Here is a 12,396-nt window from a genome sequence, read left to right on the forward strand (position 1 = left end):
GCTTGCGAAAGAAGTCTACGAACTGCCCTACACTCGACGCAACGAAGGCGCCTGCTGTGGTAGGCGTAGCGAGGAGACAGAGACAGGCGAACTTCCTGTCTGTGGCTCATCGCGAGAGCCATCCACCAGCGCCGAAGTGGGTACAATGAATTTGCCACTTAGATCGCTAGCTAAACCACAACCTCCTAATTGAACAGGAAAAAGAAAAGCACGTGCTAGAACCACAACCCATTGCCGATTCTTACGCACGCTTAACAAAACGTAATCCGAATAGGACTTAATCACTAAATCTAGTAAAAACAACTACCCAAACCGCCCTACACACTTCCTCGCTTCCCCGCTTATTTACTAAGACAAAATAAAAAGCAAACAAAAAAGACCGTTATAAGGAGCAAGCTCCTCATAACGGATCATTATATTATACAGTCAGCTGATTAACCTCTTTCGCAAAAACATTTTGCGCCTTAGAAATATCTACTTGATGACCCATCTCATTCAACGTTTCACCAATTTGCATAACGGCCTTTTCCAACATATCCGCTGTAGTATTCCCCATATGTCCGATACGGAACGCTCTTCCTGCTAAATGAGCGAGCGAGCCGGAAAGAACCGTCCCCTTCTCTGCCATCGCCGCACGGAACTTTCCATCGTCAACACCTTCAGGATACAAAATACAGCTCAGTGTCGGTGCCGCCACTTCTTCTGAAGCGATTGCCTTCATTCCATAGACTGCTAGACTCTGTCTGACAGCACGACCAAATGCTTTATGGCGTCGAATACGAGTGTCTAGTCCCTCTTCCAATACGATACGTAGTCCTTCTTCTAGCGCATACACTAAGTTTACTGCAGGCGTTGCGAAGTATTTTGAAGGATCATGCATGACCGGAATCCAATTATAAATATCACAATAGTAAGCTTGCACACGTCCCATAGCGGCACGTGCATCCAAAGCTTTCTGATTGAACGCTACGAGCGCAATGCCTGGTGGAACACCAATGGCTTTCTGTGATCCGGTCAAGACGATATCGACTGTATTGCCTGCTCCACCATATTCTTTACTCATGTCCTCGTCCATCGCAGTAGTTGCACATACGCCGTCTACGATGACAAGAGCACCGTGCTTCTTAATTACAGGCACAACGGCTTCCAAATCAATTCTTACGCCCGTTGAAGTATCTGCGTGCGTCACAGTAACTGCTTTATAATGACCTTCAGACAATTTCTTATCAATTTCTTCAGGTGTTACTTGCTGCCCCCATTCGGATTGCAATACATCTACTTGAATACCAAATGCTTGTCCCAATTTAATGAAGCGATCTCCGAAGTATCCTTGGCTGACAACGAGAAGTTTTTCGCCTTCTGCAATCGTATTAACAATCGCCATTTCCATTCCAATCGTTCCTGAACCAGCTACTACAAATACTTCACCGTCTGTATTAAAGATTTCCCTCGTCTGATCGATAGTATGTTTATAGATTTTGACAAAACGTGGATCCGTATGTGACCATGTCTCACTCGCCATTGCATCATAGATTGAATCCACGACTGGTGTGGGTCCAGGGATTAACAGCATTTCTTTATTTCTCATCATTGAATTCCTCCTCTTAATGAAGTACATATCTCTTATACTATATAAACTATCTAAATTTTTCAAATAAAATAAAAAGCAGGAAATTGGATATTTTTTATCCAATTCCCTGCACACTACATTTCATCTATTAAAAGATGTTGTGATCCGTTATCATATGAATACCCCTTTGTTGAAGCGAACGAAACTTTCTCCCAAAAGTGACATTCGGTAAAGCAGTTATACTATTAGAACTGTGCTGTTTCAGTTGAACCAGACATAGCAGTTGTTGAAGATTGACCTTCAGAGATTACCTGTGTCACTTCGTCAAAGTAACCTGTTCCAACTTCACGTTGGTGACGAGTAGCAGTGTATCCTTTTGCCTCATTTTCAAACTCAGCTTGTTGAAGCTCTGAGTAAGCAGCCATTCCACGAGTTTTGTAACCGTGTGCCAATTCGAACATGCTGTGGTTTAATGAGTGGAAACCAGCAAGTGTTACGAACTGGAACTTGTAGCCCATCTTACCAAGTTCAACCTGGTACTTCGCGATTGTTTCTTGATCAAGATTCGCTTTCCAGTTGAATGATGGTGAACAGTTATAAGCAAGCATTTTTTCAGGGAATTTCGCGTGAATTGCGTCAGCGAATTCTTGAGCTTCTTCAAGTGATGGATGAGAAGTTTCACACCATACTAGGTCAGCGTATTCAGCATAAGCAAGTCCACGTGCGATTGCTTGTTTGATACCTGGTGTAGTTTTGAAGAACCCTTCGTTCGTGCGCTCTCCTGTGATGAATGGAGCATCGATTGGGTCGATGTCGCTAGTTACCATATCAGCAGCGTCAGCGTCAGTACGAGCGATGATTACAGTATCAACACCTAGTACGTCAGCAGCTAGACGTGCAGCTGTAAGGTTACGAACTGCGTTTTGAGTTGGAAGAAGTACTTTACCACCCAAGTGTCCACATTTCTTTTCAGATGCTAATTGGTCTTCCAAGTGAACACCAGCAGCTCCAGCTTCGATCATGCCTTTCATTAACTCAAATACGTTCAATGGACCACCGAAACCAGCTTCCATGTCAGCTACGATTGGAGCGAACCAATCAAATCCGTCTTCACGGCCTTCAGCATGGTCGATCTGGTCAGCTCGTTGAAGTGCTTGGTTGATGCGCTTAACAACTGCAGGTACAGAGTTTGCCGGATATAAACTTTGGTCAGGATACATTTGTCCTGCAAGGTTTGCATCAGCAGCAACTTGCCATCCGCTTAGATAAATAGCTTGTAGACCAGCTTTAACTTGTTGTACCGCTTGGTTACCCGTTAGTGCACCTAGTGCATTAATGAAATCTTCTTCATGAAGAGAATCCCAAAGGCGAGCAGCACCCTTTTCAGCTAGTGTATTTTGAATTAGAAGTGAACCTCTAAGTTTAACTACGTCCTCAGCAGTGTAGTTACGTTTGATTCCTTTCCAACGACTATCCTCAGCCCAGCTTTTCTCCAATTGTGCAATTTGTTCTTGTCTTGTTGACATTATCTTCACACCTTCCCAATTTTTCAACGGCTAACTGTTACAACCTGTTTCATAACAGCTATCTTCGTTATGTATTACTATATAACAGCACTTCAGAATTGTCAGTTCATTTCGACAAAAAGGCTTTTTTAGAGGATGAAAGAATGATAGAATGGATGAAAGGGCATACATTGGAATATAACTATATAAAAAGGGGATTTTATGAAAATTATGGAAAATACCGATATCCCAAAGAAAATTCTGAATCAATACGCTTCTGTATTAGAAGACTGGATTCCAAAAGACGCTTCTATAGCTATTGCAGTCTCCGATCACTATATCTATTACGTTCCGGGTATGCATGATATTCATTTGCGGGAAGGCCAACATATCCAGACCGGCAGTATCGCTGAAGTTACGATTAAAGACCAGCGCAAAGTAGAAGTCGTTATGGACAACTCTCTTTATGGTACATCGTACTTCGGTATCGGCTATCCTATTAACGTGCAAGGCGAAAACGGCGCGTTAATCATTATCCTCCCACCTAACTTCCACGTACTCAAGAAAGATCAGTTACAGTTCCTAACAGGGAAGAAAGATGATGAATGGTTTCCTATTCCATTAAATCAAGTCAGTTATGTAGAAAGTTTACATAAGAAAACGTGGTTTTACACAGCGGACGATAATTACAATATTAGTTTCACGCTGAAAGATTTACACCTTCGTTTACCGAGGTACTTCTTACGAATTCATCGTTCGTACATTATTAATATGAATTGTATTGAAAAAATTTCACGTGACTTCTCTTCGAATCTTGTGATTAAACTAATAGACGGTACGGAGTTGCCAGTTAGTCAGACGTATTTGAATGAAGTGCGAGCTCTTTTAGGATTTTGATATAAAAAACTGAAGACCGTTCCTAATTCAGGATCGGTCTTCAGCTGGAGCGTATGATTTATTTCATATGCTTTTTTTATTTGTTCTTTTTAATGGCGTTGGTAAATTGTTCGGTCCCTTTCATTGCTTCTTCATATAATAAAGTGGAAAGGTTTTCAGTTTTTTTACACGTCTCTTTCCAGTCTGCCGCCAGCGAGTCGAAAGCTTTAGAGAAGTGGTCGTCCGCTTTATGCATTTCACCAATTGGAATAGCTACTTCCGATAGGTCTGCTAACTTCATGAAGTCCGTCACTTTGTGGTGATAGCAGACGGCAATGACAGGTGTTGCAGTACATGTCGCTAAGATCAGCGAGTGTAGTCTTGTCCCAATTACAATATCTTGTTCAGCAGAAATTTGTAGTAAGTCTACTGGTAGTAGATTACGATCGATCACTGTAGTTTTTTCAGCTTCCTTCATTAAGGACTGAATATCTTTCGTAACATCTGCGTCTTGAGGGAACTTGGTAGCGAAGAATGTGATTTCGACAGGATGCTTAGCCGCTAGTTCATCTAAATTTCTCGCCATTCCTTCTATATACTGTTGATAGATGTCTTCCTTACTCTCCGGCCAGTACCCCGCATGATAATAAGGTACAGCTGTAATACCGATTTTTAACGGACGATCAGCTGTCACTCTGCGCTCACGTTTTAAGGAAAAGGCTGGATCCCCTATCACTTCTACAGGATTTTGTACGCCTACTGACTTCAATAAATCAGCCGATTCAGGATCTCTCACGGAAATACTTTCAGCATGTTTACCCATGTACCGGATGAACCATTTGCCTAACTCACTACTGAGGGGGCCTGCTCCACAACCGTAAATCACATACGGAACGCCAGAATTCTTAGCCATCATAGCGTACGATCCGTATAAGGGTGCTTCGCGTTTATAAAGATCCATTAGAATTCCGCCACCACCTATAATGAGCAGGTCAAATGTTTTCACGATCTTTTTATTTTGAAGATAGGTGGCACCGAACGTTTTCACCGCGTTTCCCTTTTTATAATACAAAGGTGCACTCTTCACTTGATAGCGTTTCGCAGTTTGCTTCGGGTTATTGCTGAAGACCGTAATGACGTCACTTGGGACATTGAAGGTCGATGTAACTTGCGAAATAAGACTCAATAAAATGGCTTCATCGCCGTTATTGTCGTTTCCATAGTTCCCTACTATTCCTATTCTCAATTTTTACCATCCTCTACAGTTCATTTGCTATAAGTATAGCAGAGTGACCTTTTATAGTGTATTCAAAAGACAGGAAAGCCTTCCAATCCAAGGACATGCCAGGGATTGGAAGGCTTCTCTACTTACTTCGCTATACTTCTATATAGGAATGCACTAAATTGGGCACGGTTAACCGGCTTACCTGGCATGAATTCGCCTTTTTCATTGCCCGTTGTAATTCCGTGATTTGCCAGAATATGAATTTGCTTATACGCACCATGCTGTGGTGAGACGTCTATGAATTTCTTCGCAGACTCTCCTTCTAAACTATAAGCTTTGACTAAAATCATTGCCATCTGCGAACGAGTTAATTGACCTGTCGGATTAAATGTCCCATCAGAATGGCCGCCTACGATATTGGCATTGGCAATCGCACTGATTTCATTGTAATAGCGATGTGTTTTTGGTACATCACTGAACTCTCTACGCGCTTCCTCTGCCGGTGGTAAATTGAAAGCTCGGCTTAATATTAATGCCGCGTGCTCTCTTGATAAAGTATTACCCGGATTGAATGTTCCGTCCGTGTCGCCATTAATGATACCGCGATCATGTAAGAAATAAATTTCTGTCGCGTAAGCATAAGATAACGGTACATCTTTAAACAATTCTTTACTCGGATTATCTACAATAGGTGGCACAGGTCCTGGTTCTACTGGTTGAGTTGGGACTTCGGTGGATTTCACTTCAATCGGTACAGAAATCACTTTCTTGCCGAGAGTCACTTGCACTTGTCCTGTTCCTGCTTTGGTTGCCGTAAACGTTCCAGAAGAAGTGATAGAACCAATATCATTTGTAACGCTCCATACTAATTGGTGCGGTTGATAGATGATTGGTTTCCCGGAAGCATCTGCCGGAGTAGCTGTAAATGTAATCTTCTCCCCTGGTTTAACGCTTGTTGCAGAAGATTTCACGTCGAGTCTTGCAGGCTGATCAATGACCGTTACCGGGAAAGATTGTTCAGCTAATCCGTAGTTGACGCTGATGCGATCTTCCCCTGCCTGAACCGCTTTATATGTCAGACCTGTTCCTTCTACCGTTCCTTTTGCAGATGTGGTTTTCAATTGGGAAGCGCTTGGCACAATGGGATTATAATGCGCATCCAATACATGATTGATTTTCAGGTCAGCAGTTGCACCGACCAACATTTCTCCCACTTGAGAACGGGAAACACTTACGTATGCTGGTTCTCCTGTTGGCGCAGTACTTACCGCTTCAAGAATCGCTGAAATATTTCGCTGAGTAGAATTGGATGTACGATTAGCCAATACTACTTCGTTACTGCCATAGTTGCGAATTCCCATCGTAGTAGACCCGCCACCGTCAAAGTTTAACGCGCGATCGTATCCTTGTGATACAAGATAATTTGCAAATTGCGTCAATGTCATGCCGTTACTGTATCCAGCTCTTGAATCAACGGTCACCATATGCACTTGCTTTTTATCTTTACTGATCGCGATAGCAGTTCTTGCCGTCTTTGCTGTGGCACGCCAGTTATTCGTATCCATTGTGATATGGCGTTGTCCATCTTTAACAAGCATCGGGCCGCTCGCCATCATAAATTCGGAGTCTTTCCATTTATCATCAATGGATAGATTTAATGAAAGTGGATCTCCAACAGCTACTGATTTGAAACGCTCCAACCCCTTCTTTCCATGGATGGATACAACAAAACCATTTTTCGGTATCGTCACTGCCTGTTTATCTCCATAACCACGCACGTTGACCACTTTACCTTGAAGTTGCTGCCCATAATGTGTCGATGTGATCGGTGCATTCGTTTCAACGACTAATTCAATACCGTATTCATTGGAACCGGTCGTGTTTTTCACATGCTGCGGAGTGAAGATGATCGTTTCATCCGCCTGACGTTCACGGTTAAGTCCTGTCATTTGAAAACTGTTACCATTGACACCGACTTCAATTCCTAGATTAAAATAATCAATTTCGGCAAGACCGTTACTTGTCACACCAAACGCAATCGGATGGCTGACATAGTAGGAGTTCGCACTCGAGATGACACCGCCATTTACGATTTCATTCCCTTCGGACAACAAATACATCGGCATACCTGTCTTCATATCGAAGAACGAAGTGTTTACTGCACCGACCACGCGATGGCCTTCTTTTGAATCACGGTTTGCCATAGTCAATGTAGGCGCTGTCTTCGAAATGGGCGCAGGAAGGCCCATTTTCAGTTTCGTGAACGGATCACTCAGATCAACGCCTATGTGATTGATGTGACTGCTTGCTGAATATGTATAGTGAGAATAGGTAACTCCTGATGACACGGGGTAACTAGAAACAACTTTCGTGCTTGCTGCCGCTGAGAATGGCAATGAAATTAGCATGGCTGCTGACATAGCGGTAACAACTAACTTCCGCTTTGTGCGAGACAGCAAAGTATTTTGTACGATAACACAACTCCACCTTTTCTACTCATTATCAATATATAGTCTATCAAATAAGGCCTAGACTTTCATGTACCGTTTGAACGAAATAAGTAAAGAAAAGAAAATTTATGGAATTTAAGAGCGATTTTTGGTTTTCTTGAAGTGATGGATTGGGTTTATGCGTTTTTTTACTTGTTTTAGGTCGGGGGGATGGGTCTTGGGTTGAGTTATGAGCGCTTGTGGGGTGGTTATGAGCGGATGGCAGGTCGCATTGAGCGCTTGCGAGGTAGCTATGAGCGGATGGCGGGTCGCATTGAGCGCTTGCGGAGTAGCTATGAGCGGATGGCTGGACGCATTGAGCGCTCACGAGGCAGTTATGAGCGGATAACAGGACGCATTGAGCGCTTGCGAGGTAACTATGAGCGGATGGCTGGACGCATTGAACGCTCACGAGGCAGTTATGAGCGGATAACAGGACGCATTGAGCGCTTGCAAGGTAACTATGAGCGGATGGCTGGACGCATTGAGCGCTTCCGGGATAACTATGAGCGGATACCAGACAACATTGAGCGGATGCACAAGAACCATGAGCGGTTAAGCCGTTACTATGATCACTTACAAAAAACTACGCGCGGACAAGCCAAATAAAAAAACCTACGAATGGATTAACCATTCGTAGGCTTCGATGTGTCTTGCTGCTTGCTGAACGCAACAAATGCGCCAAGCAAGATAAAGTAAAACAATGTATACATCTTCAATTCCCAGATATTATAGTACATTCCGGAAACGCCTGTTGAAAACCATAGCGCAATCATAAACACACCGAAGTTCGTATGACGTGATTGCCAGAAGAGCCGCAGCATACTTAACAGGAAGAGTGCAAAAATCAGCACGCCAATTACACCGGTTTCTGCAATAACTTGAATATATTGATTGTCTGAATAGAAATATTTTCCACCATAGATATCCGAACTTATACCATAGTGATCATAAATCGGTGACCCGTACGATAATGTGGCTGAACCGCCGAATGAACCGAATCCGGTGCCCGTTATAGGATGATCACCAAAGATTTCAAAACCCTTACTAATATAGAAGAATCGTCCGCTCTCAGTCATGAGGGCTAAGTTCTTTTCATCAAACGTTTCGCCGAAGCGTCCCCCGATACTTCCGGCCCCGTCAGGTTTCTGTTCTACTTCTACGCCCAACGTTTGTATATATTGTACAGCCAAGTTTACTGGGTAATATATTAGTATAATCGAAGCGACACCTGCAATCACCAGTCGTTTCAGAAGATACCATTTTCTCGTCATGAGGATGAAGACAATACCGAACACCACTGCTGAAATCCACGTTCCTCTTGAATACGTAAGAACTAGTATTCCGAAGAACAATACGAGCAATACACGGAATGTCCATTTGTATTTATTTTGCTGGTACACATGTTGCAAATAAATGATCCCGATAATCCCGAAAAATAAAGATAAAGCCAAAGAGTTCGGATTACCAGTAAGTCCGTAAATTCGCACAGCATTAGTTGCGGATAAAACTTTATACTTCCATTCTTCAGGCAGTAGCCACTGACGCAGTGACAGTTTTTCCACCAAGCCATGAAGTGACATGACAACGTTCAACCAGACCGTCGTCCACGCAAGTTGTTGTAGCCATTTGTTCGTCAACGTCATTCTTGAAATAATGTAGTAAAGCAAATACATAATCAAAAATGTTCGAACTTGGAAAATGATAGACGTTGGTGTGACGTCATTTAGGAACCCTACGATCGAGCCAAATAAAATAAAGGCAAAGTAGGACCACTCAAACCATTTAAATGTAAATAGAGAACGAAGATTATGTCGATAATGGAACAACGTCCACGCAAATACGACAAAGATGATTAAATCTCCTATTAACTTCATCCCACTGTTTACTTCCAGCAAAAATGGTCGTATGTTGACGTAAATCACCAGAAATAGAATACTTTGCTGTGGTTTAATAATAGTAAATAGAACAAAAAATAAGGTCGTTCCAAGCAAAGCTATTTTTGACGGTAGTAATAATGCGATGAGCATTACAGCTACTGCAATCAGTATTGTACTTATGGTTTGTTTTTCTAATTGCTGTTTCCATATATTCATTAGTCTATAAAACCCTTTCTACGCTTGCTAGTTCCTTGTTGCATTATATCACTATCTAGGACGGAATAGTGAAAGCTTTCGTTGCATCTTCTTGAATAATTGTAGATTGTCGTTTATTGCTATATTTGGCATTTCATCTTAGATAAGTATTTTACATAATTAGTATGCATTTCCACCCTAACGATCTATATGTACCATTCATTATATAGGAACTTATTATAATAATAGTCTATTAATATATCAAAAGTTGCTTACCAATACTAGTCCTTTCTGCTACAATAGTAGGAGATTTATATAGGAGGTTTTGATTTGAAACGTTTGATTACAGTACTGACACTATTGCTTTTAATTGCTTCTCCTATCTTCACACCGGTGGCGAGTGCAAATGATTTCACTAGTCATCAAATGCAACAAGAACTGACATTTTGGGTAGATAAAGGGGTTATCCAAAAGGACGCAAAGGGGAATGTCTATCCGAATCGCGCAGTTACACGTGGTGAGTTTGCTTCGTATTTGGCACGTTCACTCGCATTACCTGCTTCGACAAGATATACCTTTAAAGATTTAAAAGCAAACCATTCCCGTACAATTGAAATTCAAAACGCTGCAGGTGCTGGAATTTTAGCAGGCTATCCTGATGGTACATTCAAAGCGAATCAGCAGATTACCCGACAGCAAATGGCAGGCATGATATTTAAAGCATTCCGTTTCCTTGACATCCCTGTCAATTCCAAGACCGTTCAATTTAAGGATAGCAAGAAAATCTCGACCAACTTCATACCAGCTGTATCAGCGGCTTCTTCATTGAATATCATACGTGGAGATCAAGGCTATTTTAAACCGACAAGTAACGCAACGATTGCTCATGCTTCTGCATTTTTATTCCGTATGTTCGCAGTTGCTGACGGAAAAGGTAATACCCGTCCCCCTACGAATGTTGGCGGTACGGACAATCCTAAAGTGCATAAAGTCAGCTCGATTTCCAACAGTCAGCTGAATGTAACGGATGAATCATACATCACGTTTGAAGACGCATTAGCAGCGTACAATGCTTCTTCCATCATTCAAACGATTTCCCTTAATAATAAAATCATCAAGATGAAGTCAGGTCAGGCGTTTGCTTCAGAAAACCCAAAGCAGTATACATCACTATATAGTGATCCTGCATTGAAAAATGAAGTGACATATGTGCAGAAAGGTTATGAACTAGACTATATAGGCAGTAGCCCAGAACGCGTTGTAGTAGATGTAGGCGGCTATACCTATTATGCGAAACACGCAGAAATTGATCTAGTCCCTTCACTGTTATCTAAAGGTGCAAGCCAGTACAAAGTAACCAGTGATGGCTTACTAATTCACCAACCATACTATCGTACATACGATGCCAAAACGAAACAGTATAAAGGTAGTTACGCAGAGTATACAGTAGGCCCAGCTTCTCCTGCAATGAAAAAAGGACAGACCTATACGAGTAACGATGGAGTTCACTTTAAAGAATTGAACGGCTCCGCAACGATTACCTATTATCCGTACTTCCAATTCCAATCGGTGCGCCAGCCTTCTACTTACACTGGGCAGGAACTAGATCGCTTTATATCTAACGCATTACAAGCAAGACAGAAAACAGGTATTGCACGCTATAAAAATGCTACATCCAAGTCGAAATTAATTGGACTAGGTACGTATGTGAAACAAATGGAGAAACAGCATAACGTCAATGCGATGTTCATCTTAGCAACAGCTATACATGAGAGTGATTACGGAATGAGCGGCAATGCGCAGCAGAAAAACAACATTTTCGGTATCCGCGTATTCGACTCTTCACCGGATAAAGGTGAAGTCTATGGTAATCCTACAAGAAGCGTCGATGCATTCATCACTCGCTACATCAACTTAAACTATGCGAATCCCCTCGGCGCGTATGCCAATGGTGCAGCTCCAGGTAATAAAGCAGTCGGCTTCAATATGAAGTATGCATCCGATCCTTTCTGGGGAAGTAAGATTGCGGGCCATATGTGGCGTATCGATCAGTTCCTCGGGAATAAAGATGCAAATCAAGCGCAATTAGCTGTGATTTCATACACAGGCAATACAGCGGTCAATATCCGGACAAGCCCTGAAGCGGTGAATAGAAATAATATTTTATTCTCTTACAAGCCTAAGCATCCAGGCAATTTGGCAGCATTCGGCTATCCGTTAATTGTTACAGATCGTACGACAGGCGCAGATGGCTTTGTTTGGTACAAGGTGCGTATGGATATCAATCCAGGAACGACACAAATCAATGAACCATACGGCTGGATCCGTTCCGATCTCGTTACGCTCGTTAATTAAATAAACAATAAAACCACCTATTCCAGAGACTTTGGAAAGGTGGTTTTTTAGTGTGAAGAAGTTTACATTTACAAACAACTTAGTGTCAATGGCTTTATGTGTAACGCTCATTCTTCCACGATATCCGCTCATAAAGTCTTTAGAAGTGCTCTATCATCCCTCGAAATCGCTCTATCTAACTAATTAACCGCTCAATGAACCTCTGCAAACGCTCTATGTCCGTTAGTAACCGCTCTATTAACCTTCCCGAATCCGCCTGGAACACCAATCCACATGCATCCCCTATCATTTCTCAGCAAAA

The 12,396-nt window shown here is 42.2% G+C and carries 8 protein-coding genes; 3 read left to right on the top strand and 5 right to left on the bottom strand.

Annotation, left to right across the window (positions count from 1 at the left end; translation table 11 throughout):
- Positions 1–418: 418 nt before the first annotated feature.
- Entirely contained in the window at positions 419–1,588 is a 1,170-nt protein-coding gene (locus tag CSV74_RS13025) for a pyridoxal-phosphate-dependent aminotransferase family protein (RefSeq protein ID WP_099692055.1), read from the bottom strand.
- A gap of 227 nt (positions 1,589–1,815) precedes the next feature.
- The gene (gene aceA / locus CSV74_RS13030) at positions 1,816–3,096 is read right to left on the bottom strand and encodes an isocitrate lyase (protein ID WP_099692001.1); all 1,281 of its coding nucleotides are present in this window, start codon (positions 3,094–3,096) and stop codon (positions 1,816–1,818) included.
- Between the two features lie 201 nt (positions 3,097–3,297).
- Here aceA and CSV74_RS13035 point away from each other — a divergent pair, with 201 nt between their 5' ends.
- Positions 3,298–3,972 carry a LytTR family DNA-binding domain-containing protein gene (locus CSV74_RS13035; RefSeq protein ID WP_233190930.1) on the top strand — a complete coding sequence of 225 codons (675 nt, stop codon included), beginning with the start codon at positions 3,298–3,300 and terminating at the stop codon, positions 3,970–3,972.
- A 76-nt stretch (positions 3,973–4,048) separates the two neighbouring features.
- Here CSV74_RS13035 and CSV74_RS13040 read toward each other — a convergent pair whose 3' ends face one another.
- Positions 4,049–5,197 carry a polysaccharide pyruvyl transferase family protein gene (locus tag CSV74_RS13040; RefSeq protein WP_099692002.1) on the bottom strand — a complete coding sequence of 383 codons (1,149 nt, stop codon included), beginning with the start codon at positions 5,195–5,197 and terminating at the stop codon, positions 4,049–4,051.
- A gap of 122 nt (positions 5,198–5,319) precedes the next feature.
- Entirely contained in the window at positions 5,320–7,596 is a 2,277-nt protein-coding gene (locus CSV74_RS13045; RefSeq protein WP_099692003.1) for an S-layer homology domain-containing protein, read from the bottom strand.
- 252 nt (positions 7,597–7,848) lie between these two features.
- Here CSV74_RS13045 and CSV74_RS16665 point away from each other — a divergent pair, with 252 nt between their 5' ends.
- Positions 7,849–8,274, top strand: coding sequence for a coiled-coil domain-containing protein (locus CSV74_RS16665; protein WP_158231804.1), 426 nt, complete (start codon positions 7,849–7,851; stop codon positions 8,272–8,274).
- A gap of 17 nt (positions 8,275–8,291) precedes the next feature.
- On the opposite strand, the gene CSV74_RS13055 is transcribed toward CSV74_RS16665, so the two are convergent.
- Entirely contained in the window at positions 8,292–9,761 is a 1,470-nt protein-coding gene (locus tag CSV74_RS13055; protein ID WP_099692004.1) for an O-antigen ligase family protein, read from the bottom strand.
- Positions 9,762–10,070: 309 nt separating this feature from the next.
- Here CSV74_RS13055 and CSV74_RS13060 point away from each other — a divergent pair, with 309 nt between their 5' ends.
- Positions 10,071–12,095 carry an S-layer homology domain-containing protein gene (locus CSV74_RS13060; protein ID WP_099692005.1) on the top strand — a complete coding sequence of 675 codons (2,025 nt, stop codon included), beginning with the start codon at positions 10,071–10,073 and terminating at the stop codon, positions 12,093–12,095.
- Positions 12,096–12,396 lie beyond the last annotated feature (301 nt).

It is taken from the genome of Sporosarcina sp. P19 (assembly GCF_002743165.1).
GTDB lineage: Bacteria > Bacillota > Bacilli > Bacillales_A > Planococcaceae > Sporosarcina > Sporosarcina ureae.